This is a genomic window from Desulfonatronospira thiodismutans ASO3-1 (assembly GCF_000174435.1).
Lineage (GTDB): Bacteria > Desulfobacterota > Desulfovibrionia > Desulfovibrionales > Desulfonatronovibrionaceae > Desulfonatronospira > Desulfonatronospira thiodismutans.
In genome coordinates this window covers 59,639-83,490 of sequence record NZ_ACJN02000005.1, presented here as the reverse complement: position 1 = coordinate 83,490, position 23,852 = coordinate 59,639, and the positions used below count along the sequence as shown (strand labels likewise).

Annotated in this window: 26 protein-coding genes; 21 read left to right on the top strand and 5 right to left on the bottom strand. The window is 48.5% G+C overall.

Annotated elements, in window-relative coordinates; genetic code table 11:
- Nucleotides 1-96: 96 nt before the first annotated feature.
- The 5 genes from DTHIO_RS19205 to DTHIO_RS19190 all read left to right on the top strand — a co-directional run bounded on the left by DTHIO_RS19205 (nt 97) and on the right by DTHIO_RS19190 (nt 9,206).
- Nucleotides 97-6,834, top strand: coding sequence for a beta strand repeat-containing protein (locus DTHIO_RS19205; RefSeq protein WP_008871881.1), 6,738 nt, complete (start codon nt 97-99; stop codon nt 6,832-6,834).
- Nucleotides 6,835-6,896: 62 nt separating this feature from the next.
- Nucleotides 6,897-7,601, top strand: coding sequence for a SapC family protein (locus DTHIO_RS19200; RefSeq protein ID WP_008871880.1), 705 nt, complete (start codon nt 6,897-6,899; stop codon nt 7,599-7,601).
- A gap of 13 nt (nt 7,602-7,614) precedes the next feature.
- The gene (locus tag DTHIO_RS19195) at nt 7,615-7,830 is read left to right on the top strand and encodes a hypothetical protein (protein WP_008871879.1); all 216 of its coding nucleotides are present in this window, start codon (nt 7,615-7,617) and stop codon (nt 7,828-7,830) included.
- A 90-nt stretch (nt 7,831-7,920) separates the two neighbouring features.
- Nucleotides 7,921-8,241, top strand: coding sequence for a hypothetical protein (locus DTHIO_RS21260; protein ID WP_144311582.1), 321 nt, complete (start codon nt 7,921-7,923; stop codon nt 8,239-8,241).
- Nucleotides 8,242-8,285: 44 nt separating this feature from the next.
- The gene (locus DTHIO_RS19190; protein ID WP_008871878.1) at nt 8,286-9,206 is read left to right on the top strand and encodes a transposase; all 921 of its coding nucleotides are present in this window, start codon (nt 8,286-8,288) and stop codon (nt 9,204-9,206) included.
- Between the two features lie 481 nt (nt 9,207-9,687).
- On the opposite strand, the gene DTHIO_RS22785 is transcribed toward DTHIO_RS19190, so the two are convergent.
- Nucleotides 9,688-9,810, bottom strand: coding sequence for a hypothetical protein (locus DTHIO_RS22785; protein WP_008869520.1), 123 nt, complete (start codon nt 9,808-9,810; stop codon nt 9,688-9,690).
- A 72-nt stretch (nt 9,811-9,882) separates the two neighbouring features.
- Here DTHIO_RS22785 and DTHIO_RS19185 point away from each other — a divergent pair, with 72 nt between their 5' ends.
- The 6 genes from DTHIO_RS19185 (at nt 9,883) to DTHIO_RS19160 (ending at nt 14,026) form a co-directional block, all read left to right on the top strand.
- Nucleotides 9,883-10,308 carry a hypothetical protein gene (locus DTHIO_RS19185; protein WP_040418625.1) on the top strand — a complete coding sequence of 142 codons (426 nt, stop codon included), beginning with the start codon at nt 9,883-9,885 and terminating at the stop codon, nt 10,306-10,308.
- A 102-nt stretch (nt 10,309-10,410) separates the two neighbouring features.
- On the top strand, nt 10,411-10,707 hold the full coding sequence (locus DTHIO_RS19180; RefSeq protein ID WP_008869518.1) for a CHC2 zinc finger domain-containing protein: 297 nt from the start codon (nt 10,411-10,413) through the stop codon (nt 10,705-10,707).
- A gap of 5 nt (nt 10,708-10,712) precedes the next feature.
- The gene (locus tag DTHIO_RS19175) at nt 10,713-11,897 is read left to right on the top strand and encodes a tyrosine-type recombinase/integrase (RefSeq protein ID WP_008870522.1); all 1,185 of its coding nucleotides are present in this window, start codon (nt 10,713-10,715) and stop codon (nt 11,895-11,897) included.
- A complete protein-coding gene (locus tag DTHIO_RS19170) occupies nt 11,884-12,852 on the top strand; it encodes a tyrosine-type recombinase/integrase (protein ID WP_008869516.1) in 969 nt (322 codons plus the stop codon). Before DTHIO_RS19175 ends, DTHIO_RS19170 begins: the two co-directional genes overlap by 14 nt.
- Nucleotides 12,849-13,061 (top strand): site-specific integrase, encoded by a 213-nt coding sequence (locus DTHIO_RS19165; RefSeq protein WP_008871877.1) that lies wholly within the window; start codon nt 12,849-12,851, stop codon nt 13,059-13,061. Before DTHIO_RS19170 ends, DTHIO_RS19165 begins: the two co-directional genes overlap by 4 nt.
- Nucleotides 13,062-13,105: 44 nt before the next feature.
- Nucleotides 13,106-14,026: a transposase gene (locus tag DTHIO_RS19160; protein ID WP_008871876.1), complete on the top strand. Its 921-nt coding sequence runs from the start codon at nt 13,106-13,108 to the stop codon at nt 14,024-14,026.
- A 741-nt stretch (nt 14,027-14,767) separates the two neighbouring features.
- Here the strand turns inward: DTHIO_RS19160 and DTHIO_RS22780 are convergent.
- Nucleotides 14,768-14,899, bottom strand: a complete 132-nt coding sequence (locus DTHIO_RS22780; protein WP_008871875.1) for a hypothetical protein — start codon at nt 14,897-14,899, stop codon at nt 14,768-14,770.
- Nucleotides 14,900-14,971: 72 nt separating this feature from the next.
- On the opposite strand from DTHIO_RS22780, the gene DTHIO_RS19155 reads away from it, so the two are divergent.
- The 9 genes from DTHIO_RS19155 (at nt 14,972) to DTHIO_RS19120 (ending at nt 20,921) form a co-directional block, all read left to right on the top strand.
- Nucleotides 14,972-15,397: a hypothetical protein gene (locus tag DTHIO_RS19155; protein ID WP_040418625.1), complete on the top strand. Its 426-nt coding sequence runs from the start codon at nt 14,972-14,974 to the stop codon at nt 15,395-15,397.
- Nucleotides 15,398-15,499: 102 nt separating this feature from the next.
- On the top strand, nt 15,500-15,796 hold the full coding sequence (locus tag DTHIO_RS19150) for a CHC2 zinc finger domain-containing protein (RefSeq protein ID WP_008869518.1): 297 nt from the start codon (nt 15,500-15,502) through the stop codon (nt 15,794-15,796).
- Between the two features lie 5 nt (nt 15,797-15,801).
- A complete protein-coding gene (locus DTHIO_RS19145) occupies nt 15,802-16,986 on the top strand; it encodes a tyrosine-type recombinase/integrase (RefSeq protein WP_008871874.1) in 1,185 nt (394 codons plus the stop codon).
- Nucleotides 16,973-17,941, top strand: a complete 969-nt coding sequence (locus DTHIO_RS19140; protein WP_008869516.1) for a tyrosine-type recombinase/integrase — start codon at nt 16,973-16,975, stop codon at nt 17,939-17,941. Before DTHIO_RS19145 ends, DTHIO_RS19140 begins: the two co-directional genes overlap by 14 nt.
- Nucleotides 17,938-18,954, top strand: coding sequence for a tyrosine-type recombinase/integrase (locus DTHIO_RS19135; RefSeq protein WP_008871873.1), 1,017 nt, complete (start codon nt 17,938-17,940; stop codon nt 18,952-18,954). Before DTHIO_RS19140 ends, DTHIO_RS19135 begins: the two co-directional genes overlap by 4 nt.
- A 199-nt stretch (nt 18,955-19,153) precedes the next feature.
- The gene (locus tag DTHIO_RS20765; protein ID WP_337833173.1) at nt 19,154-19,330 is read left to right on the top strand and encodes a hypothetical protein; all 177 of its coding nucleotides are present in this window, start codon (nt 19,154-19,156) and stop codon (nt 19,328-19,330) included.
- 41 nt (nt 19,331-19,371) lie between these two features.
- Entirely contained in the window at nt 19,372-19,569 is a 198-nt protein-coding gene (locus tag DTHIO_RS19130; RefSeq protein ID WP_040419525.1) for a hypothetical protein, read from the top strand.
- A 24-nt stretch (nt 19,570-19,593) separates the two neighbouring features.
- Nucleotides 19,594-20,427: a trypsin-like serine protease gene (locus DTHIO_RS19125; protein WP_279614638.1), complete on the top strand. Its 834-nt coding sequence runs from the start codon at nt 19,594-19,596 to the stop codon at nt 20,425-20,427.
- Between the two features lie 275 nt (nt 20,428-20,702).
- Nucleotides 20,703-20,921 (top strand): hypothetical protein, encoded by a 219-nt coding sequence (locus tag DTHIO_RS19120; RefSeq protein WP_008871872.1) that lies wholly within the window; start codon nt 20,703-20,705, stop codon nt 20,919-20,921.
- A 318-nt stretch (nt 20,922-21,239) separates the two neighbouring features.
- Here the strand turns inward: DTHIO_RS19120 and DTHIO_RS19115 are convergent, their stop codons facing one another.
- The 3 genes from DTHIO_RS19115 to DTHIO_RS19105 all read right to left on the bottom strand — a co-directional run bounded on the left by DTHIO_RS19115 (nt 21,240) and on the right by DTHIO_RS19105 (nt 22,217).
- Nucleotides 21,240-21,572 carry a type II toxin-antitoxin system PemK/MazF family toxin gene (locus DTHIO_RS19115; protein ID WP_008871871.1) on the bottom strand — a complete coding sequence of 111 codons (333 nt, stop codon included), beginning with the start codon at nt 21,570-21,572 and terminating at the stop codon, nt 21,240-21,242.
- Nucleotides 21,559-21,762 (bottom strand): hypothetical protein, encoded by a 204-nt coding sequence (locus DTHIO_RS19110; RefSeq protein ID WP_008871870.1) that lies wholly within the window; start codon nt 21,760-21,762, stop codon nt 21,559-21,561. The genes DTHIO_RS19115 and DTHIO_RS19110 overlap by 14 nt, the downstream gene beginning before the upstream one ends.
- 170 nt (nt 21,763-21,932) lie before the next feature.
- Complete coding sequence (locus DTHIO_RS19105) at nt 21,933-22,217, bottom strand: helix-turn-helix domain-containing protein (protein ID WP_008871869.1); 285 nt, start codon at nt 22,215-22,217, stop codon at nt 21,933-21,935.
- A 150-nt stretch (nt 22,218-22,367) separates the two neighbouring features.
- Here DTHIO_RS19105 and DTHIO_RS19100 point away from each other — a divergent pair, with 150 nt between their 5' ends.
- Entirely contained in the window at nt 22,368-23,552 is a 1,185-nt protein-coding gene (locus tag DTHIO_RS19100; RefSeq protein WP_008871868.1) for a site-specific integrase, read from the top strand.
- Nucleotides 23,553-23,852 lie beyond the last annotated feature (300 nt).

The window sequence follows — 23,852 nt, the reverse complement described above, 5'->3', positions numbered from 1 at the left end:
AGCCGGCTTGGAGTTAATCTCCAAGCCGGCAAATTGAGTTAAATTAGATACTAATCAGTAATTTATAATTTTAATATCTCAACAAATGGAGGCGTTATGGCTACATTGGTTTATCTAGGTGAGAACTACAACAATGAGACTTTTACTGTAAACGGACAACTGGATTTTCGTATTGCACGAGGAATGGAGTATGAAAACATTGAATTTGCTATAGGTGGCAACTCAAGAGATGTAGAAGTACATACTGATATTGCAGCAGAAGCTACTTTTACATTGACCGAAGGAATTGATTATGATTATGTGGTAGACGAAGATACTGGTTCTATACTTGTTCAAGATGGTGATGGGAATACCATGCTGTCTTTAGAAGTAGGAGCCGATTTAAAAACGGTTGCTCAGGTTAGAATTGGTGATGGTGAAGAAACACAGATTGAATTAGATCCAGATACTTCTGAGATAAAACCTGAGACACGTCCCCAACATCCAGAAGACGTAACTATAAATATCGATGAGATAGATCCTATTACTGAAGGTGATTTTCTTTCGTTTGGTGGAGAAGTAGTCAATGACAGCGCAATAGAATTAGACTACGATTTAACAGTTTATATTGATGGCGATGAATATGATGTTGATGAGAGTTTTACAGTTGCAGCTGGTGAGACTAAGCCATTTGACTTTGGTGAGATAACAGGTACTGAAGGTCTCGATGTTGGAGAGTACACCATAACCATCCAGTACGGAGAATATGGTAAGACCACAACAACATTCACTGTTGAACCGGAAGAGCTTTTTACTGCACTTGAAGCCAGTGGAAAGAAATTTGAAGATGATATAACTGTTGATAGGGAAATAGAAGATGAACAAGCCTATAACTTTTCTGGATTAACTTCAAACAGTAGAATTGAAATCACTGAAGATGTAGATCTGACATATGTAGCAGATTTTGGAGACGTCACTATTGATGTTAGTGAGGGTGCGACACTGACTATTTCCGCTGCTCAGGCGACCGCTTTAGCTGAAGCTGGTGGTTCGGTTACCGGGGATGGTAGTGTTACTGTGACTGGGTTGGATGGCGATGATATTTATGACCTGAGTGGTATTACAGCCAGTGCGAGTGCTGAAGTTGATACTGTTACACTTCGCCCAGACACAAACCTGGGTGACATAGAGATTACCGTTGCAGATACTCATACTTTTACCCTCACAGCTGCCCAGGCAGATGGACGTACGATAGTTGGTGATGATTCAGAAGGAGCTGCCGATGATGGCAATGTTTTCGTTACTGATATTGAAGGAGATATCGCTTATGATTTCTCAGCCATTGGCTCTGAAAACGGGACCGTAACCGCCGACGATATAAATGCTGACGATTATGTAGATGGAGAGATCACTTTCCCAGCCGGTATCCAGCTTGGTGACTTAGATATTACTCTTGTATCCGATCCCGAACTGACCATGGCTGCTGCAGATGCAGACGGTGCAACAATAGATGGAGACGGTACCGTAATTTTAACCGGCGATGCAGCTGGTGCAGATTTAAGCGGTATCTCTGCTGCTGGTGTAACCATAGACCTCCGCCAGGTAACCGGCGACTTTGAACTGGAAGGTGCTGATGCAGATGCAGGACTTATGGGAAATACCACCAGTCCGCTGATTCTGACCTCTGTGCAGGCTGATGGGCAGGAACTTGAATCTGCTGAAGACATTGATGTTCATGGAAACATGAATGTGGACCTACGTGAGATTACTGACGGCGGAACTCTCACCGTTCATGTAACTGAATCCCAGAGCCTCAGCTTGGCCTCCAGGATGCCTGGTGGCACAGTGATCCAACTGGCTGATGGTGTTGTGCTTACCGCTTCAGCAGCTGTTTATGAATCCCGCCTGAGCGGATTGAATGTAAATGAACCTGCCGAAGGCACAGCTGAGGTGAAGATCACTGGCTCTGCAGCTGATGTTGCAGATGTGACTAAAGGCGGCAGTAATGCCCAGTTCTCCTTTACCGTTACAGGGGATATCGCAGCAGATGCTGCTGCAATAGATCTGTCAGCTATTACTGACAGCCTAACCTTTGAAAGCAACAGCATATCCGTTGGTGAAAATGCCGAATTGACGCTAAATGTAGCACAGGCCAATGGCGTGACCATTACTGGTGATGGCGAGACTAAAATCATTACTGGTGCTGTAGAAGAAGACACTGATCTGACTGGTATTGCTAACTTGGTAGATAACCCAACTACTCTAACAATAAAGGATGGCTACACCCTGACCGTTACAGCAGAGCAGGCAGCTGCGTTAACCTCTATCGTAAACGATGGAGACGATACAGGAGATGTTGAGGTTATAGTTGGGACAGACACCCCTGTGGATGTTGACTTGTCCAACGTAGGTGTTACAGGCACTGATACTTTCACCCTTCAGGTCGATGCAACAAAAGATCTGACTACTGCAGCGAGTGTAGATACTGCAGATATAATTCAGATAAGCGGAAGCTATACACTGACTCTTACACCTGCTCAGGCTGATGCTACCGAAATTACTGGTGGGACAGTAGTAGTAGATGGTGACATTGACGGTGCTACTGCTGATTTCACGCAAGTAGAAAATCTTACCTTTGAGAGTGATGAGGTAAACCTGGACAGCGAAACATTGACCCTGACAGCCAGCCAGGCTGATGGTGTAAAAATTACAGAAAGCGGTGGCAAACTCAACGTCATCTTCGAAGCAGGCGATGATGGGACAGTAAACCTCGCTACAGGTTCAGCAACAGCTGCCGACCTTTACGGCACAGCAGTTGTATCAGGCAACATGACCTTAGCTGCAGGTGAAGAGGATAAATGGAAAGAATTTACCTCTGTAACCGTAGCAGACGATGTCACTTTGACACTGTCAGCAGAGCAGGCAGATACAATTGATAACTCTTCTGGTATAATCCAAGGAGCTGGATCTGTCATGATCACCGGCAATGCCGATGGTGATTATGACCTTAGTGGTATTGTCACAACTGGCCTCTCATTCCAGGGCAATTCAATTTCTGTTGATGGTGGCAAAACCCTTACCCTTACGCCAGCACAGGCTGACGGTGTGAGCGTTACCGGTGATGGTGCCCTTGATGTTATCGGTGATTTAGCACAAGATCAAACCGTTGATTTAACTAATGTTGCTGCAGATATTGAATTTGATGGTGATTCACCAGGTGACTTAGATCTTGACACCGGCGCAGAAGTGCAAGTCACAGTTGCACAAGCTGACGCAGTATCATTCACTGTTTCAAATGATGGTGGCACTGTAGTCCTATCAGGGACATTAGGAACTGAAACGATTGATGTAGCTACAAACACAGCCGACCTCACAGGCGTTACTCTGAATGAAACGCAAGACACGGCTGAAGGTCACATAGAAGCTATCACAGCAGACACTGTCACACTCTCTGCAGAGCAGGCGAACTTTGTAAGTGATCTGGACATTGACACTGGGACATTCGACCTTATTGTTCAGCTTGATGCTGAGAACACCGGTGTTGATCTTACCGGTATGACAGCAACAGGGCAAGCCGTAACTGTGCAGGTCACTGAGGATATGGAGCTGACTCAACATGATAAGCTTACAAGCACGGATGCAGTCAATGCTGACATCGAACTCATGGACGATGCTGAGCTTACTCTGACCGTTGCTCAGGCAAAAGTTCTGGCAGGCACAAATAAAATAGTAGGCGAAGGCACAGTAGAAGTAACAGGTACATTTGCAGATGGTGATACCGCAGCTTTGGCTGGCCTGATTGGCGATACAGGCGGCGATGCTATTACCCTGGATCTTACTCAAGCAGATCTGACCGCTGATACAGATGTCGAAGCCAATTTGAATGCTGTTGGTGGAGATGATCTCAACAAAGTTATCCTCACCGCAGATCAGCTCGTTGACAACATTACGCTTGATATGGATGATTTTAACCTGGAAATCCATGCAAACGCTGCGGGAAGCTCAATCTTCACAAACAATCTTGAAAACGTTGGCGCGCAAGACGTAGAAGTCATTGTTTCTGAAGACGCTGATCTTGCCGGTAATCTGACCAATGTCACGGATTTGATTGTTGGTGAAAACACTGTAGGCATCTCTGCTCAAAACCTCGGGCGTGCTGCCAATGTTCAAAGTGATGCAACAGGCACGCTCAATGTAACCAGCGCGTCAGAAACAGCAGTTGACTTGACAAATAGTGGAGAAGATACACAATTCGCAGGTTTCGCAGGCACACTGAACATCACTGAGGATGTGGCTCTGACGCTTGATCCATCGGTTTATAATGAAACAGTGGGAACAGCAGATCCTACAGCTTCTTTTACAACAATCGATGATTCTGATCTTACCGATGGAGATACCGTTATCTTAGCCTTCAAGCATGATGGCAACGACTACGCAGTGGAAGTTACCAGTGACGGTACTCGTGCAGACCTTGCCGAGAAACTCAATACTGAACTGGGCGCAGACTTCACAGTAGTTGATGACGGGACAAACCTTGATGTCACAGCTGAAGACGGAGTAAACATTGCAGATGCAAGGCTTGACGTTGTAAGCTTCTCCGAAATCACTGGAGACGGCACACTGGTTATTGAAGAGTACAATGCTGATGGTGTACTCGTGACTCAGCAGATGCTGGATATGATCAGCACGGCCAAAGTGGATGTAACTGGCGCAGACACAGTTCCTAACGACCTGGTCATCCCGACTGGTCAGACTCTGATTATGACCCAAGAGCAACTGCACGAGGGTGAGTACACCGGCACTGGAACTATCCAGATTGCACTTGTTGACAGTGAAGATCTTGATCTTGAGGATGTAGCAGAAACACTGACGCTTAATGCAACAGTAGATGATTCTGAAAACATTACAGGTGACAACATCGATCTGCAGCGTCTTGACTCCATTGAAGTAGCCGATACGTTTACACTTACTGCTACCGCAGCCCAGATTACTGGTGTAACCGTGGTTAGCTCTGGCGAAGGTGATGATGATGGAAGCCTGACTGTAGAGGCAACCACTGCAGCCATGACTGAGGACTTGGATCTTTCCAATGTCTCTCTTGGCGAAGCTGGTGCATTGACAGTTGAGGTCACAGGCATCCAGGATCTGGATCTTACAGAGAATGCCAATCTGGGTAATATGACGCACATAAATATCACAGGCGTAGCTGAGACAACTTATGTGCACATGACTGGTGACCAGGCCCATGAGGTTGATTTAACAGCTGATGCAAATACACAAATAACCCTCTACAACACAGCCGCCACAGAGTATGACTTCAGTGACTTTGATCATGCTGATGCAGTTATCGACGTCACTGATCTTGAAGGTACAATTACCTTCCCCGCTACTCTGGACGGTGACTGGACCATGACCGCAGCCCAGGCCCACGAGGCTGACTTTGAAGTGACTGGCACCCTGAACATTGTTGATCCTCACCTTACTCCAGCAATGGATCTGAGTGCTCTGACAATGACTGGTACTGTAAACGTAGAGTTCGACCTCTCTGAGTACGAAAACGAAGCCATCAACTTCACAGGTGATCTCGGTGGAGCCACTGTAAACATGGGCCTTGGGGCCGTCATGATAGCAGATGCTGACACCGTTGACGATGTTACCTTTGAAGGCCCCGGCACTGTGCAGGTTATGGGAGATTTAACTGGTAACGCCCTTTCAAATGTTGAATCCAGCCTGGATCTCACTAAAGCAGATGAAGGCACAGAACCTACAAATATGCCTGCTACAGTAGCAGAGGGGATAACCATAACCCTGACACCTGCTCAGGCAGACGGCTTTGCCGTTACCGGACTCGGCACGGTAGTTGTAGAAGGCGTTTCCGGTGAAAATCTGGACTTCTCTAATATTGAATCCAGTCTGAATCTGAGAGATGCCGACTTGACTGGTGAGGTGGAACTGCGTGACACAATAGGTGACAACCTTACTTTGACCGCTGATGCTTCACTGCTTGATGAAGTAACCATAGGCGGTGACGGCAAGGTTGTGGTTCTGGGTGATGCCAGCGGAGTGGACCTCTCAGGTATCAGCGCAGACATGGATCTGACAGAAGCTGAGATGGATGAGACCACCACCTTCCCGACCGTTGCTGCAGACCAGACTCTGACCATGAACATAACCGATGCTGAAGAGCTGGATATACCAGGCAATGGAACTATCGAACTGACTGGCAAGGTAGAAACTGATATCGACATGGAAGATTTTCAAGTCGGTGACAACACCCTTGAATTCGGTGATGAGATCGAGATACTTGATGGCTACACCTTGACAGCAGAGTCTAGGATTCTGCATGACGTTGAGATTACCGGCCAGGGCTCTGTGGTGGTAAAAGCTTCAGCAGGTCGGCACATCCTGGATCTGGGTGAGGAAGTCTCTGCAAATATCTCCTTTGAGATTGAGGATGACAACCTGACCATCAAAGGGTTCGACGCAGAAGACGATGTGCTGAACTTCAGCAACATGGATCTGGATAACCCCAACGAACCTGAAGAGGCGTTCCAGCAATACACCCTGGGCGATGATGTGTACGCTGAGGTTGTAGCAGTTGATAGTATATGGGATGAGAAAGGAGACATTGAAACAGCTGGAAGCGCCTTCTTGAATGAACAGTTGGCAGAAGGTAGCGAGATGATCTTCATGTCTGCAACTGCATCAGAAGATGGAGACACCAAAATCTGGCACTGGGATGACACTAATGACGATGGAGAGATAGATGAAGGCGAGCTGACCCTTATCGGAGTGCTGGAAGACTTCGGCAAGGACTGCTTGAGCAACATAACCGAAGCGAACTTCAGCTTCTAAAACCAACTTAAATAACCAAAAAGGCCCGCTACTTCTGCGGGCCTTTTTTTTGAGCAAGTTATATGCAGCCACTATCCACGACAAGACACGCAGGTAAATATTTTACCCAAGCTAAAGACTATATTTTCACCAGAAGCCGCACCACTGTGCCATTGGTTATCTCTGAACTTCCCAGAGCAGTACCAGCTTTTCCAATAGCCTTTACCTATTCCAGGAACAAGTACATACTGAGTGCTGTGATGGGCTTAAAACTTGAACAGAACCTGTTTGTAACCCAGGAAGGTAAATGGAGAACCAGTTATATCCCATCCTATTTTAGAGCACATCCCTTCTATCTTGCTGAATCTCAGAATGGAAAGCAGGTGGTCTGTGTAGACGAGAACTCTGGTCTGATTGGTGATAGCGGAGAACCGATTTTCGGTGAAGACAGCAAACCCACCCAGAAGACGCAGCAGATAATCGACTTTCTGGAAAAGATAGCCAAAGAGAGGGCTATAACTGACAAGGCCTGTTTGGTATTGAATGAACACGGTCTTATCGAACCCTGGGAAGGTTACGGCGGTCTGTATAGAATAAGCGAGGGTAAGCTGAAAGACCTTACCGGAGAATCCTTTATTCAACTCAGGGATACCGGCGGTTTGAAGGTTATGTACGGGCAGCTTTACTCCTTGACTCAGATGTCGAGGTTGAGGAAACTCGCTGAGCAGGAGACGGAGCCGGACTGGGAGAGTATGGAAGAACTTGATTTTGAGAAGATAAAAATATAATAGGAGAATCAACATGCACGTATTTGCGGATGGTATTTCGAAAGTGACTTTGTCTAATGGAAACCTGAGAATTATGCTCACCCAGCGTGGCCCAGACGACACAACAGTTGAAGCCGGAACCCTGATTATTCCGGCGAACCAGGCGAGTAATTTTATGAATGGTCTGGCGAACAGTCTGAAGGAGCTGGATAGTAAGCTGAAAGAGGCCAGGGAGCAGACTCAGCAGTAATTGATTAAGGCCAGTAGGGGATTTCTCTGCTGGCTTTTTACTTTGAAATTGATTGGTAATATTCTGAAAGTCAAATTTTTGTAGAGCCTCATGAAAGCCAGAAAAAAGAAAAGAAAAACTCGCAAAAAATCTGCCAGCAATCATTCTCAAACAAAAGTTCACCTTGATTCAGCTATAGTTGCTCAAGCCAGGATGTTGGCTGCATCAAATGGCCTGGATGCTGCGATTTCTTTCTTGCAAAAAAGTGAGACAGCTTCGGGTGTATCTGATTACCTGACTGCCCTGGCACATCAGCTGCAGAATACTGATCCTTCACTCTCTTTGGAGTCAGCCAGGAAAGCGGTAACATTGGCTCCAGAGGGGGAGCTAAGGGACAGGTTGATTCTTGACATATCACCAGCTTTCCGATAAGTTCGCTTCAACAGCTCAACCACCAGCCTTAAAGGAGGTAATTCATGCCCCGCATAGCCCGTTTTATCCGTAATGACCGCCAAACCGTCTACCATGTCATATCCCGTACTGCCCTGCCCGGCCTGCCCATCAAGGATACTGACAAGGATTATCTGCTGGGGCTTATCAAAAGACTGAGCAGGCTTTACTTTGTTGACGTGCTTGGGTTTGCGGTCATGGGTAACCATTTCCACCTGGTAGCCCGGATGCACCCTGAGGATGAGATTTCCAATTCAGATATCATCAAGAGGTGGCAGAAATATTATGGTGACGAAGCCCAGATGCCTACTGACCGGATGGCTGAGGTCAAGAAGAGGCTTTGCAGCCTTGGGGCCTATGTGAAGGACATCAAGCAGAACTTTACCAGGTATTACAACAAAAAGCACAGGCGGAAGGGATTTTTCTGGGGTGGCCGGTTTAAGAGTATGATTGTACAGGAAGGCAGTACTCTGGTGAACCTGCTTGCTTATGTAGACTTAAACCCTATCCGTGCCGGTATTGTTAAGAAACCGGAGAATTACCGCTGGAGTTCACTTGGTTATCATACCCAGACAGGTAATAAAGACGGTCTGCTGGATATTGATTTCGGGCTCAAGGAATGGAACGAGCTGGACCCCAAAGAGATTGTCCGCAAATACAGGCAATTCGTATATGAAACTGGAGCAGTAGACGCAGGCAAAGGCAAGACCATTGAAAAAAAGGTTGTGGAAAAAGCCAGGAAAAAAGGCTACAAGATATCCCGAGTAGAGCGCTTCAGGTACAGATGCCGGTATTTTACTGATTCTGGAGTTATTGGCGGGAAGGACTTTGTGCAGGAGGTATTTGATCAGGTCAAACACCTGCTGGGGTCCAAGGATACCAGGAAATTTACACCGGTTGGCGGGGTGGAGGGTTTGTATTCTATGAAGCGGCTTGGTGAATCCTGAGGCCAACTTTTTGCTAAAAGCTGGGATTATTCTGGGCTTTCAACTTGTCCTTGTCATTCCCCATTTCATGCATGGTATGTTATGGGCAATTCAGCCCTTTCGTTACCCATTTCATGCATGGCATGTTTTGGGCAATTAAGCACGTCATTTACCCATTTCAAGCAATGCACAAATTGGGCGACCCATCGCCTACTCCCCGGTATCTACCTTCCCCATTTCATGCATGGTATACTTTGGGCAATTAAGGCGACCTTTTACCCATTTCATGCATTGCCTGATGTGGGCAATTCAGCGCCTTTGTTACCCATTGTGAGCGCCAACCTAAATGGGAAGGGACATTATGTTGCGAGTTTAGTTATGTTGCCAGTATCCCGCTATACTCCGCCTGCCTTTAGTATTTTTTTTAACATACCCTGCATACCCCGCCCTGATTGAATGCCCTAAGGGAAGTTTCGGCTCAACAGAATTAATCCACCCCGCCTCACCAGGTATAGACATATACCCCGCCCTTGAGGCAGTTCCCGGAATGTTCAGTGGTCAGACTCCAGTACTCAGCACTGATCCCTGATTTTTTCTTGACCCCGCCTGAATTCTTTTCATTCATTTTTCTTCTTTCCAAAACTACAACCTCTTGGAGTAACTGCTCCTGGAGGTTGTATGTCCAAAAAACGCTGCAGTGAGCCGGTGTCTTTTTCCCCTTACCAAACGTAACCCCGACCAGAAGTATTGCTCCAAGCCTGATTGCCAGAGAGCGCGCAAGCGCCGGTGGCAAAGAAAGAAAATGCAGGTGGACCAGGCCTACAGGCTCAATAAAAGGGCTTCAGACCAACGCTGGAGTGCCAGGAACCCTGACTACTGGAATAACTACAGGGAAAACAACCCTGACTATACTCGAAGCAACCGGGAAAAACAGCGATATAGAAACCGGCGCAGGAGGGCCATCGAATCCATTTCCAGCGAAATTGCAAAGCTGGACGCGTTATCAGCTGAAAACAGTGACATATCAGGAACTTACGCCATGATTTCTGTCCAGGATCTGCTGATTGCAAAGATGGACGCGAAAATCGTAAAAATCACAGAAGTATCAATGGGTTGCGCATGATTTGGTCCTGATTGCAAAGGTAGGACTCGATAGCCTCCACTGCCGGGGTGGTGATAGGGAAGTCAAATCTTAATCACTGACACTTATCTCGAGGAGGAAATCATGGCCCAAAGATATTCCAGAGAGGAACTGCAGCGGTTGCGAAACAAGGTTTTGGTCAATGACGTTATTGTCCATATCCTGGATATGCCCTCCAAAGTCAGGGACGGATACTTGCGCTTTCTGTGCCCGCTTTGCTCCGAGTTTTTGACCGCCTGTAATCCCAGAACCAACCTGGCCAGGTGTTTTCGTTGCGAAAGAAATTTCAACCCCATTGACCTGGTCATGGTGGTCAAGGGCTTAAATTTCCGGGAGGCAGTGGAGTTTTTGCAGGACATGGAACAAAGGCTGGGCAGGTAGAGGTTATGCTGGACAGGCAGATCCAGGACTACCTGGAATGGATGAACAATGCCGGGTATGCTCCATGGACAATGGCCCAACACAGCCAAATTCTAAACCGGCTGCTGGACTTTGTGGTGCTAAATAGCATCCCCTGGGAGCGTACCTTTGCCCGGGATACCTTGCAGGCATTTAAGGACCATGTCCAGGTTAAGTATGCCGGGTTTGTCCTGCGCGGATTCATGCGCTACCTGCACCAGAATGGCATAATCTGCTTGCCGCCGGGTGCTTTGCCTGAAGGCAGAGGCAGGAGCAAGCTCCAAAGAGCCCAGCTGCCCAGGCTTTATGAAGAGTATCTGCAATTCTACACCCAAACCCGCCAGGTGGGACATGTTCAGATCTACCGGGTCCGGGGGACTCTATCCGCACTTAATGACTACCTGCAAAACCAGGGCATGGAGCTTAAAGACCTGGATGTCTTACATATGGATGCTTTTCTGGCTGAGAGAAACAGGAAATACGCCCCTGAAACCAGAATACATGAACGATCAGGCCTTAGAGGTTTTTTACGCTACCTGTACCTGGAAAGACAAATCCTGAAGAAAGATTTGAGCGCTTTGATCCAGGGGCCGCCGGTGTATGCCCAGAGCAGACCACCCAGGTTTCTTACTTTGGAACAAATAAAGACCCTGTTTCAAAGCATTGACAAGGATCGCCCCGGGGGACTGCGGTCTTATGCCATGATCCATCTGGCCTACTCCCTGGGGCTTCGGCCGGGGGAAATCTGCCGGGTGACCCTGGATGACATTTTATTCCGGGACAAGCTGATATACCTGCCGGACAGAAAAAACTCTTCTCCAGCCAAACTTCCCCTGCCTCAGGGGGCACTCAGGGCTCTGGCCGCATACCTTGCCTGGGATAGACCAATGGATCCCGGGCACAGGTTTCTTCTTTGCAATACCAGGACACCTTACGGACCACTCACTCCTTTGACCGTGAGCCAGAATATCAGCGCCTGCTTCCGCCGGGCCGGGATCAAAGGATCTGCCTACTGGCTGCGCCATACCTATGCCCAGAACCTGTTGCAGGCGGAGGCGTCCATCTTTGAAATCAAAGAGATGCTGGGTCATGACATCATCAAGACCAGCAAGAGATATCTGCATGTACACACCAGACTGATGCGTGAGGTATTGTTCAATGAAAAAGTTTGAGAGCTTTCTGGCCGGACATCTAAATGATTTTATCCAGTACCGCAAGGAACTTGGATATGTGAACAAGAGCCTGGCAAACCAGCTGAGAGCACTGGATTATTATGTCCGGGATAATGCCCGGGGGTGGGAAGACCTCACGCCTGCCTTTTTTCTGGGCTTCCGTGATGGAATCAAGGGCTCGCCTGCAACCGTCAACAATGTCATTCAGGCCACACGCAACTTCTTTGCTTATCTGCACCGGACAGGCTGCTGTGAACATAATCCGGTCCAGGATCTCCCGGCCAAGACTGAAAACGCCTTTATCCCTTTCATTTTCTCCCCGGAGCAGGTGGAGCAGCTCCTGCAGGGGGTGCAAAGTCAGATCCGGCGCAGCAGGGAAAAGTGCTTCCTGGTGGATATGGGCATATACATAGCTCTAATGTTGCAGGCCAGGTGCGGGCTGCGCATGTCCGAACCACTCAACCTGGGGCTTGAACATTTTGATCCTGTGCAAGGCACTATCTATATCCAAAAGACCAAGTTCCATAAGGACCGCTTGATTCCCATTCCTTGGGAGGCCCAAAAAGAACTGGATAACTTCCTGAGTCTTCGAGACGCCCTGTGCTGCACAAGCCCTTATCTCCTGCCAGGATTTAAAAACGCCCTGAGAACCAATCAGGTGTATCCCGTCTTTCACAGGGCTGTGCGGGAAACGGGAATCCATGCCCCAAGAAGAATTATAGCCAACATGGTCTTTGGCCATCCCACTCCGCACAGCCTGAGGCATTCCTTTGCAGTCAACACCCTCAAGGCGGCCCGGGACCGGGGCCGGGACCCCCAGGCTGTTCTGCCAGTACTATCCGCGTATATGGGCCACAGCAAGTACCGCTACACCGCCCTGTATCTCAAGGTCATGGACGCCGAGAAGCGCCAGGGATTTGTGGACTTTGCCATCTCGCGACTGGAGGACATATGAATCTGGGCTCCTGTCTGCATACCTTCTTTGATCAGTACCTGCCAAGAACCAAGGGCGTCAGCTCCAACACCATCCTGGCCTACCGCCATACCTTCAGCCTGTTTTTGCCCTTTGCCTCCAAAACCCTTGGCCGGGATATCAACTCCCTGGAGATTGAGTGGGAGCTAAGGGACAGGTTGATTCTTGACATATCACCAGCTTTCCGATAAGTTCGCTTCAACAGCTCAACCACCAGCCTTAAAGGAGGTAATTCATGCCCCGCATAGCCCGTTTTATCCGTAATGACCGCCAAACCGTCTACCATGTCATATCCCGTACTGCCCTGCCCGGCCTGCCCATCAAGGATACTGACAAGGATTATCTGCTGGGGCTTATCAAAAGACTGAGCAGGCTTTACTTTGTTGACGTGCTTGGGTTTGCGGTCATGGGTAACCATTTCCACCTGGTAGCCCGGATGCACCCTGAGGATGAAATTTCCAACTCAGACATCATCAAGAGATGGCAGGACTATTATGGTGACAAGGTCGAGATGCCTACTGACCGGATGGCTGAGGTCAAGAAGAGGCTTTGCAGCCTTGGGGCCTATGTGAAGGACATCAAGCAGAACTTTACCAGGTATTACAACAAAAAGCACAGGCGGAAGGGATTTTTCTGGGGTGGCCGGTTTAAGAGTATGATTGTACAGGAAGGCAGTACTCTGGTGAACCTGCTTGCTTATGTAGACTTAAACCCTATCCGTGCCGGTATTGTTAAGAAACCGGAGAATTACCGCTGGAGTTCACTTGGTTATCATACCCAGACAGGTAATAAAGACGGTCTGCTGGATATTGATTTCGGGCTCAAGGAATGGAACGAGCTGGACCCCAAAGAGATTGTCCGCAAGTACAGGCAGTTTGTTTACGAGACCGGAGCAGTAGACGCCGGCAAAGGCAAGACCATTGATCAAAAGGTTGTGGAAAAAGCCAGGAAAAAAGGCTACAAGATATCCCGAGTAGAGCGCTTCAGGTACAGATGCCGGTATTTTACTGATTCTGGAGTTATTGGCGGGAAGGACTTTGTGCAGGAGGTATTTGATCAGGTCAAACACCTGCTGGGGTCCAAGGATACCAGGAAATTTACACCGGTTGGCGGGGTGGAGGGTTTGTATTCTATGAAGCGGCTTGGTGAATCCTGAGGCCAACTTTTTGCTAAAAGCTGGGATTATTCTGGGCTTTCAACTTGTCCTTGTCATTCCCCATTTCATGCATGGTATGTTATGGGCAATTCAGCCCTTTCGTTACCCATTTCATGCATGGCATGTTTTGGGCAATTAAGCACGTCATTTACCCATTTCAAGCAATGCACAAATTGGGCGACCCATCGCCTACTCCCCGGTATCTACCTTCCCCATTTCATGCATGGTATACTTTGGGCAATTAAGGCGACCTTTTACCCATTTCATGCATTGCCTGATGTGGGCAATTCAGCGCCTTTGTTACCCATTGTGAGCGCCAACCTAAATGGGAAGGGACATTATGTTGCGAGTTTAGTTATGTTGCCAGTATCCCGCTATACTCCGCCTGCCTTTAGTATTTTTTTTAACATACCCTGCATACCCCGCCCTTGAGGTAGTTACCAAGAGTGTCTTCTGCTGGCCAGGTATGGTGTTTACCAATATCTTCAATCCCAGAGCCGCCATCCGCTAGATGGACCAGGTCAGGAACACCCTGGTCAAAAATCATGCTACCCTCGGAGCTATCTGCACCTTTATCTGCGGAGAGAAGAAGGGGACATTATGTTGCGAGTTTAGTTATGTTGCCAGTATCCCGCTATACCCCGCCTGCCTTTAGTATTTTTTTTAACATACCCTGCATACCCCGCCCTGATTGAATGCCCTAAGGTAAGTTTCGGCTCAACAGAATTAATCCACCCCGCCTCACCAGGTATAGACATATACCCCGCATACCCCGCCCTTGAGGCAGTTCCCGGAATGTTCAGTGGTCAGACTCCAGTACTCAGCACTGATCCCTGATTTTTTCTTGACCCCGCCTGAATTCTTTTCATTCATTTTTCTTCTTTCCAAAACTACAACCTCTTGGAGTAACTGCTCCTGGAGGTTGTATGTCCAAAAAACGCTGCAGTGAGCCGGTGTCTTTTTCCCCTTACCAAACGTAACCCCGACCAGAAGTATTGCTCCAAGCCTGATTGCCAGAGAGCGCGCAAGCGCCGGTGGCAAAGAAAGAAAATGCAGGTGGACCAGGCCTACAGGCTCAATAAAAGGGCTTCAGACCAACGCTGGAGTGCCAGGAACCCTGACTACTGGAATAACTACAGGGAAAACAACCCTGACTATACTCGAAGCAACCGGGAAAAACAGCGATATAGAAACCGGCGCAGGAGGGCCATCGAATCCATTTCCAGCGAAATTGCAAAGCTGGACGCGTTATCAGCTGAAAACAGTGACATATCAGGAACTTACGCCATGATTTCTGTCCAGGATCTGCTGATTGCAAAGATGGACGCGAAAATCGTGAAAATCACAGAAGTATCAATGGGTTGCGCATGATTTGGTCCTGATTGCAAAGGTAGGACTCGATAGCCTCCACTGCCGGGGTGGTGATAGGGAAGTCAAATCTTAATCACTGACACTTATCTCGAGGAGGAAATCATGGCCCAAAGATATTCCAGAGAGGAACTGCAGCGGTTGCGAAACAAGGTTTTGGTCAATGACGTTATTGTCCATATCCTGGATATGCCCTCCAAAGTCAGGGACGGATACTTGCGCTTTCTGTGCCCGCTTTGCTCCGAGTTTTTGACCGCCTGTAATCCCAGAACCAACCTGGCCAGGTGTTTTCGTTGCGAAAGAAATTTCAACCCCATTGACCTGGTCATGGTGGTCAAGGGCTTAAATTTCCGGGAGGCAGTGGAGTTTTTGCAGGACATGGAACAAAGGCTGGGCAGGTAGAGGTTATGCTGGACAGGCAGATCCAGGACTACCTGGAATGGATGAACAATGCCGGGTATGCTCCATGGACAATGGCCCAACACAGCCAAATTCTAAACCGGCTGCTGGACTTTGTGGTGCTAAATAGCATCCCCTGGGAGCGTACCTTTGCCCGGGATACCTTGCAGGCATTTAAGGACCATGTCCAGGTTAAGTATGCCGGGTTTGTCCTGCGCGGATTCATGCGCTACCTGCACCAGAATGGCATAATCTGCTTGCCGCCGGGTGCTTTGCCTGAAGGCAGAGGCAGGAGCAAGCTCCAAAGAGCCCGGTTGCCCCGGGTATATGAAGAGTATCTCCAATTCTACACCCAAACCCGCCAAGTAGGAAAACAGCAGATTTACCGGGTCCAGGGGACTCTATCCGCACTTAATGACTACCTCCAAAACCAGGACATGGGGCTTAAGGACCTGGATGTCTTACATATGGACGCTTTTCTGGCCGAAAGAAACAGGAAATACGCCCCTGAAACCAGAATACATGAACGATCAGGCCTTAGAGGTTTTTTACGCTACCTGTACCTGGAAAGACAAATCCTGAAGAAAGATTTGAGCGCTTTGATCCAGGGGCCGCCGGTGTATGCCCAGAGCAGACCACCCAGGTTTCTTACTTTGGAACAAATAAAGACCCTGTTTCAAAGCATTGACAAGGATCGCCCCGGGGGACTGCGGTCTTATGCCATGATCCATCTGGCCTACTCCCTGGGGCTTCGGCCGGGGGAAATCTGCCGGGTGACCCTGGATGACATTTTATTCCGGGACAAGCTGATATACCTGCCGGACAGAAAAAACTCTTCTCCAGCCAAACTTCCCCTGCCTCAGGGGGCACTCAGGGCTCTGGCCGCATACCTTGCCTGGAATAGACCAATGGATCCCGGGCACAGGTTTCTTCTTTGCAATACCAGGACACCTTACGGACCACTCACTCCTTTGACCGTGAGCCAGAATATCAGCGCCTGCTTCCGCCGGGCCGGGATCAAAGGATCTGCCTACTGGCTGCGCCATACCTATGCCCAGAACCTGTTGCAGGCGGAGGCGTCCATCTTTGAAATCAAAGAGATGCTGGGTCATGACATCATCAAGACCAGCAAGAGATATCTGCATGTACACACCAGACTGATGCGTGAGGTATTGTTCAATGAAAAAGTTTGAGAGCTTTCTGGCCGGACATCTAAATGATTTTATCCAGTACCGCAAGGAACTTGGATATGTGAACAAGAGCCTGGCAAACCAGCTGAGAGCACTGGATTATTATGTCCGGGATAATGCCCGGGGGTGGGAAGACCTCACGCCTGCCTTTTTTCTGGGCTTCCGTGATGGAATCAAGGGCTCGCCTGCAACCGTCAACAATGTCATTCAGGCCACACGCAACTTCTTTGCTTATCTGCACCGGACAGGCTGCTGTGAACATAATCCGGTCCAGGATCTCCCGGCCAAGACTGAAAACGCCTTTATCCCTTTCATTTTCTCCCCGGAGCAGGTGGAGCAGCTCCTGCAGGGGGTGCAAAGTCAGATCCGGCGCAGCAGGGAAAAGTGCTTCCTGGTGGATATGGGCATATACATAGCTCTAATGTTGCAGGCCAGGTGCGGGCTGCGCATGTCCGAACCACTCAACCTGGGGCTTGAACATTTTGATCCTGTGCAAGGCACTATCTATATCCAAAAGACCAAGTTCCATAAGGACCGCTTGATTCCCATTCCTTGGGAGGCCCAAAAAGAACTGGATAACTTCCTGAGTCTTCGAGACGCCCTGTGCTGCACAAGCCCTTATCTCCTGCCAGGATTTAAAAACGCCCTGAGAACCAATCAGGTGTATCCCGTCTTTCACAGGGCTGTGCGGGAAACGGGAATCCATGCCCCAAGAAGAATTATAGCCAACATGGTCTTTGGCCATCCCACTCCGCACAGCCTGAGGCATTCCTTTGCAGTCAACACCCTCAAGGCGGCCCGGGACCGGGGCCGGGACCCCCAGGCTGTTCTGCCAGTACTATCCGCGTATATGGGCCACAGCAAGTACCGCTACACCGCCCTGTATCTCAAGGTCATGGACGCCGAGAAGCGCCAGGGATTTGTGGACTTTGCCATCTCGCGACTGGAGGACATATGAATCTGGGCTCCTGTCTGCATACCTTCTTTGATCAGTACCTGCCAAGAACCAAGGGCGTCAGCTCCAACACCATCCTGGCCTACCGCCATACCTTCAGCCTGTTTTTGCCCTTTGCCTCCAAAACCCTTGGCCGGGATATCAACTCCCTGGAGATTGAGCATTTAAGCACCCAGCTCATCCTGGATTTTTTAGACCATCTGGAGAGCGACAGAAATAACAGTGCTCGCACCAGAGGCCACAGACTGGCGGTATTCAAGTCCCTGGCCAGAATGATCCGTTTTCTCTATCCCGAACATAAACTGCTGGCAGACCGGATTATCTCCATCCCTCAGAAGCGCTTCCCCAAAAAACTGGCTGCCTTTCTCACCCATGAAGAGGTTTTGCTGGTCCTGGATAGTATAAATCTCAAGAAAAGCGGAGCTTTCCGGGATTATACCATCATCCACCTGCTCTACAACTCCGGGGCCAGGGCCGAGGAATCAGCCTCGCTACGTCTGGACTACTTTGACCCGCACAAGAAAACCCTGGCCATCCTGGGCAAGGGCAACCGCTACCGCCAAATCGAGCTCTGGCCCAAGACAGTCCAGCTCATGTCCATGTATATCCAGAAATACCGCCCCAGGCCCAAACCCTTGCATCAGAACACCCTGTTTTTAAATCAGCGCAGGCAAGGCTTTACCAGAAACGGCATCTACCGGTTATGCAGGAAATATCTGAGCCTGGTGTTTGAAGAAAACCGATTCCAGGGATTGAATCCGGTGCATTGCTTCAGGCATTCATGTGCCATCAACATGCTCGGGACCGGCTTCAGCCTGACAGACATCAAAAACCACCTGGGACATGAAAACCTGCAATCCACCATGGTCTATCTCAAGCTGAGTCTGAATCGCAAACGAGAGCTGCAGCAGAAGTTCATTGAATACACCCAGAACCAGACCCAGGACCCCAAACTGGATGAACTTCTGGACTGGGAAAAAGAGCAGGAGACTCTGGACTGGCTGGACAGCCTGTAAGGCCCATATGCAGGCTGAGTCCAAACAAGTGGTACTATATTCCAAGGCCAAAAATTATGTTGCCAGCCCAAAATAATTATGCTGCATGTCTTCATATCCCCCTGGTATCCATGAAGATATGAAGACCCCGCCAAATCCGGTTTATTTACATGCATATCAGCCTGTTACGAGAACTCGCAACATAAGGGACAGTCTCTTCTTGCGTTTTTTTTCTGGTGTGGAGACCATTGAAAAACGCCAGGGGTATAAGATAGCCTGCCTGGAAGAGATAGCCTGGAGAAACGGCTGGCTTACGGACCAGGAGCTGGAGAATACAGCCAGGTCCATGGGCAAGAACGGGTATGGGCAGTATCTGCTTGCACTGCTCGAGGTATGATAAAATTTCTGGAGCCATATATTTTGGGAGGTAGACACACTATGTATTATCCCGCAATAAACCGTCTGGATGGAGGCGGAGAAGTACCTGAATCAGAGTGGTCCGGGGTGGTGCGCATTGCAGATGGTGAATCCTCGGGCTCTGGTGTTCTATCCAGATCAGGTCTGCATATTCTCACAGCCGCCCACGTGGTGGATGACTTTGATCCCTCTGACACCAAAGTCTATTTTCCGGGTTAGGCAGACTACGCACAGGTTCAGGATATTAAAACCTATCCGGCCTATATGGCGGATGATCTGGAAGGATACTGGCATGACCTGGCCCTGGTTACCCTGGAGAGGTCCGCTCCTGCATCAGCGGATCGCTACGAGCTGTACCGGGAGGATGATGAGGTAGGGCAGCTGGCTTTTCTAACCGGATACGGCGAGGGGATGTATCCTTACGGCACTCCCAAAAATGATCCCCAGCCCACCTTAAGAGAGGGTCTAAACACTGTGGATGCTACAGCCGAGCCCATGTCTGCACGGGGCTGGAAAGGCAGCCTTGAGGATCAGCTGGTATTCGACTACGATGACGGAACTATTAGAAATGATACCCTTGGCAATATCCTGGGAGAGACCCACCTGGGTGTTGGCGAATACGAGGCTATGCTTACTCCCGGCGATTCAGGCGGAGGCCTGTTTCTGGCAGATGAAGACGACTGGCTTTTAGCCGGAATACACACATTTATCTCCGGTGATCAGCCTGTAGGCACGGTAGGCGACATCGGGGTATCCACCCGGATTAGCTCTTATACGGACTGGATAGATCAATCTACAGGTGTGGTCCAGGAGCCAGAAGCCCGCAGCACAGAGCCTCCTTCCAGGGATTCCGTGCCCATGGAAGTATCAGAAGGCGAAGGCGTATGGTTTATGGTGGAGCTTGGCTCTCCCGCCAGCCGGGAAGTCTCGGTGGATTTTTATACCCGTGACGGTACAGCCGAGGCTGGATATGACGTAACCCTTCAGGGGGGCATGCCAATTTGCCTGTCTGTCAGGCGGGTAATGCCCCCGCACATATCCTTAAAACTATTTGCTGCCTGCGCACACAAAGCCTGAAGAAACTATAACGAATACCTCAAGACTGTGTTTAAAGATATGGGCGGGGCATGCTTCTGGGGATCTTTATTCTTCCAAACCGTGTGTGCGGAGTACCTGTGTGAAGCCTGAAGGCTTCCCGTGCCTAAGAAGATTTTTTTGGCACGGGCAACTTCGTTGCACGCGGGCGGCTCTGCCGCTCACGGCTGGAGGGTACGCCTCAAGTTTATTCTCGGTAGCGATTGCTGGCACCCCCTGAATGATTACGATATGACTATATACCCACCGAAGGTACATTGACCCTGGAAGAGGGAGATCAGTGGGCCAAGGTCTGGGTGCAGACCCTGGCTAATTCCAATCAGGGCGAGCGCGATTTTTTCCTGGTGCTGGAAAACCCGGAAGGTGCCAAATTTCCCGAGGGCAAGGAAGAGCTCACAGCCCAGAGGGTTGTGCACGATGACGAAGTAGGCCTGGCTGGAGTAACCGATCTGGAGCCGGAGCTTTTTGATGTTTAAGTGTTTGCCAGAGTCTTAGAAGTCGGCACCTTGATTATTCCGGCGTCTCAAGCCAGTAATTTCTTGAATAGCCTAAGAGAGCTGGATGAAAAGCTCAAGGCCGCCAAAGAGGAAGAACCAGAAGAGCTTAGTTGATCTATGTAGGCCAGCAGGGGATTTCTCTGCTGGCTTTTTACCCTCACACCCTCAAGAATAGCCCCCACGCTTTTGTGTGTGGCTTCCAGCCTTTTATCCGACCCTTGCCTCATCTTTTACTATCTAAGGCCGTTATTCGGCCTTGTGTGGATTCAAAATCCGGCAACCTTCTTGTTAAAAGTTTTAATGCCCACCACAGACTATATCCTTCAGGATAGAGAGGACTTTGTCCTGCTCTTGCTTCTGCAATCGTCCCAATAGCCGAAGTACATATTTCTTTTCAATGGTGGCCAGCTTGCCCAGCCTGATATATGATTCCAGTATAAGACCTGCATCTTGCCAGTCTATTATTCTATAATCAGATTGTGAGGTGTACCTTTGTGAGGTGATCCTGGCCAGAAGCAAGTCATTATCAGCGGAGTCATAAATGACAAGTGCCGGCCTTTTGGCCATCTCTGACTGGCTTGTATGTGGGAAGCCAATCAAAACGATATCGCCAAAGCTATAGGTTGTCATACACTGAGTCCTTATGTGAATAGCCCTTTAGAAATTCGGACCTTGTGAATTCATTCCATGAGTTTTCCTCGTCTTCAAATAATAACATTACCCTGACTTTGGGATTCTGTGCCAGCTTTTCCTTCAAGTCTTCTGGAACAGAGATGTGCCCGTCTGGTGAAACTTCTGCAATGTATTCATAAGCCTTCATGTCTATCCTCCTTAAATAATTCAGCTCGGCCAGCTAAAAAGCCATACAAAGCCCATGTGTGGCTTCAAGGGTTTTGTTCGAGCCAAGGGTCGCTTTTTTGATTTCAAGGTCCTTCTTGGGCTTTCTGTGGCTTCAAGGTTGTAAGGGTTTGTATATGTTGTCTGCTACGCTTAAGTTAAATGCTGGTCATTTTCTGTAAGCTGCTTATCTGAATCATTTCTGTCCGGCAACAGGTGCACGCCGAGCGTCCCATCGGGCCTGTTGACAAATTCTATCCCGGCCTCCTCCAGTGTTTGAACCACTAACTTTAATGTACTCACCCTGTCTACTATCCCTCGTTCCAGCCTGGTGATGGGAGTTTGCGACATATAAGTTTCTTCAGCAAGCCTCTTTTGTGACCAGCCTAATAAAGCCCTTGCGGCTCGTATTTGCTCTCCTGTGACCTCTTTGAACATTTGTTTATCCCTGGAAACAATTTTCTTCTTACTATCAGATATTGATCTTGACTTCTATAAAAAAATCTTATATTATTTTTAATTATGGTGACAGTTTACAGGCCTTATAAATGTAATTTATATTTATAAATATTATATGGAGGATTATCAATGCCCAAAATCCATCTAACCCCCTCATTCGTCTCCAACCCACCCACTGTCAGGAACAAGGCCAAGGTTGACTATTTTGACTCAGACATTCCCGGCTTCACCCTGGAAGTAAGAAGCACTGGCAAGTGCACTTATTACCAGCGCTACCGGGACAAATTCGGCAGGGTCAAACAGGCCAGAATAGGCCCCACAGATTCCATATCACTTGAAGATGCCCGTCACAGAGCAAAACAAATCAGATCGCAGACAATCATGGGCTACGATCCCAGAGAGCAGGTAGAAAAAAACCGCAATATGCCAAGCTTTAAGCAGTTCGTAGAAGACAAGTATATTCCGTATATCAAGGTGCATAAAAGAAGCTGGGAGTTCGATGAAAAATTGATCAACCAAAGAATTATGCCCTTGTGGGGTAATATGAAATTGTCTGAGATCACCAGAGATGATGTCCAGGAGCTACAGTCGAATTTTCTGCGCATGGGGCATAAACCGGGATCAGTGAATCGCTACATGGCCCTGGTCAAATACATATTCAACCTGGCGGAACGGTGGGAAGTCATTGATAAAAGCCCGACCAGGCATGTCTCCAGACTTGAAGAAGAAAATCATAAAGAGAGGTATTTGAGCAGTGATGAAACCGAAAGGCTGCTTAGCGAATTAAAAAAGTGCAGAAGCCCTGTTGTACCTGACATTATTGAGTTTTTGATTCTAACTGGAGCAAGGCGCTCAGAGGCAGTCAATCTGCCATGGCAGGAACTGGATATGGCAAAGGGAGTCTGGATTATTCCGGCAGAGCGGAACAAAGCCAAGGTAAAAAAGGTTATTCCCCTGTCCAGGGGAGCATTAAATGTTCTGGAGAGGCGTAAAGAAAATGGATGCGAGTATGTATTCCCAAACCCGGAGACAGGTGAGCCTATGAAGCATTTCCATGGCACTTGGGATCGCATACGCAAAAAGGCAGGTATTCCTGATGTTCGCATACATGATCTGCGGCATAACTTTGCCAGTCTGCTTATAAACAGTGGCAGATCTCTTTACGAAGTCCAAAAACTTCTTGGTCATGCTGACATATCAACCACCCAGAGGTATGCGCATCTGTCACAAGATACCCTGAAAGATGCTACTGAGCTTGTCTTTTCCAGCATCCAGGGCAAGACAAGTGAAAGTGCTTCAGGGCGAAAAAGCTGATACCCTAAGCTCTGATCTGATGGGATATAAGGTGGATGATTTTGATACCCAATCCTTTGAATTCATTATATATGTTCTGACACTTTTGGCCGACAGCTGATGGGATATAAGAAGGTGAAAATTTTGTTGGTGGGATTTTTTCTGATGGGTTGTGTAAAATCAGGTAGTTAATACTGATAGAGTGAAGGTGATCGGGGCATTTTAAAGGCCTCACCCATCAGAGGGAAAGCATGGTAACAAATGATGACGGATGTTATCGCTGAAACTTTATTGTTACACGGTGTTAATGGTAACATAACC

Bases quoted from the DNA above. Each gene is read 5' to 3' on its own strand.
- DTHIO_RS19205 (WP_008871881.1), top strand. From the start codon at position 97: ATGGCTACATTGGTTTATCTAGGTGAGAACTACAACAATGAGACTTTT.
- DTHIO_RS19200 (WP_008871880.1), top strand. From the start codon at position 6,897: ATGCAGCCACTATCCACGACAAGACACGCAGGTAAATATTTTACCCAA.
- DTHIO_RS19195 (WP_008871879.1), top strand. From the start codon at position 7,615: ATGCACGTATTTGCGGATGGTATTTCGAAAGTGACTTTGTCTAATGGA.
- DTHIO_RS21260 (WP_144311582.1), top strand. From the start codon at position 7,921: ATGAAAGCCAGAAAAAAGAAAAGAAAAACTCGCAAAAAATCTGCCAGC.
- DTHIO_RS19190 (WP_008871878.1), top strand. From the start codon at position 8,286: ATGCCCCGCATAGCCCGTTTTATCCGTAATGACCGCCAAACCGTCTAC.
- DTHIO_RS22785 (WP_008869520.1), bottom strand. From the start codon at position 9,810: ATGAATGAAAAGAATTCAGGCGGGGTCAAGAAAAAATCAGGGATCAGT.
- DTHIO_RS19180 (WP_008869518.1), top strand. From the start codon at position 10,411: ATGGCCCAAAGATATTCCAGAGAGGAACTGCAGCGGTTGCGAAACAAG.
- DTHIO_RS19175 (WP_008870522.1), top strand. From the start codon at position 10,713: ATGCTGGACAGGCAGATCCAGGACTACCTGGAATGGATGAACAATGCC.
- DTHIO_RS19170 (WP_008869516.1), top strand. From the start codon at position 11,884: ATGAAAAAGTTTGAGAGCTTTCTGGCCGGACATCTAAATGATTTTATC.
- DTHIO_RS19165 (WP_008871877.1), top strand. From the start codon at position 12,849: ATGAATCTGGGCTCCTGTCTGCATACCTTCTTTGATCAGTACCTGCCA.
- DTHIO_RS19160 (WP_008871876.1), top strand. From the start codon at position 13,106: ATGCCCCGCATAGCCCGTTTTATCCGTAATGACCGCCAAACCGTCTAC.
- DTHIO_RS22780 (WP_008871875.1), bottom strand. From the start codon at position 14,899: ATGAATGAAAAGAATTCAGGCGGGGTCAAGAAAAAATCAGGGATCAGT.
- DTHIO_RS19150 (WP_008869518.1), top strand. From the start codon at position 15,500: ATGGCCCAAAGATATTCCAGAGAGGAACTGCAGCGGTTGCGAAACAAG.
- DTHIO_RS19145 (WP_008871874.1), top strand. From the start codon at position 15,802: ATGCTGGACAGGCAGATCCAGGACTACCTGGAATGGATGAACAATGCC.
- DTHIO_RS19140 (WP_008869516.1), top strand. From the start codon at position 16,973: ATGAAAAAGTTTGAGAGCTTTCTGGCCGGACATCTAAATGATTTTATC.
- DTHIO_RS19135 (WP_008871873.1), top strand. From the start codon at position 17,938: ATGAATCTGGGCTCCTGTCTGCATACCTTCTTTGATCAGTACCTGCCA.
- DTHIO_RS19130 (WP_040419525.1), top strand. From the start codon at position 19,372: ATGTATTATCCCGCAATAAACCGTCTGGATGGAGGCGGAGAAGTACCT.
- DTHIO_RS19115 (WP_008871871.1), bottom strand. From the start codon at position 21,572: ATGACAACCTATAGCTTTGGCGATATCGTTTTGATTGGCTTCCCACAT.
- DTHIO_RS19110 (WP_008871870.1), bottom strand. From the start codon at position 21,762: ATGAAGGCTTATGAATACATTGCAGAAGTTTCACCAGACGGGCACATC.
- DTHIO_RS19105 (WP_008871869.1), bottom strand. From the start codon at position 22,217: ATGTTCAAAGAGGTCACAGGAGAGCAAATACGAGCCGCAAGGGCTTTA.
- DTHIO_RS19100 (WP_008871868.1), top strand. From the start codon at position 22,368: ATGCCCAAAATCCATCTAACCCCCTCATTCGTCTCCAACCCACCCACT.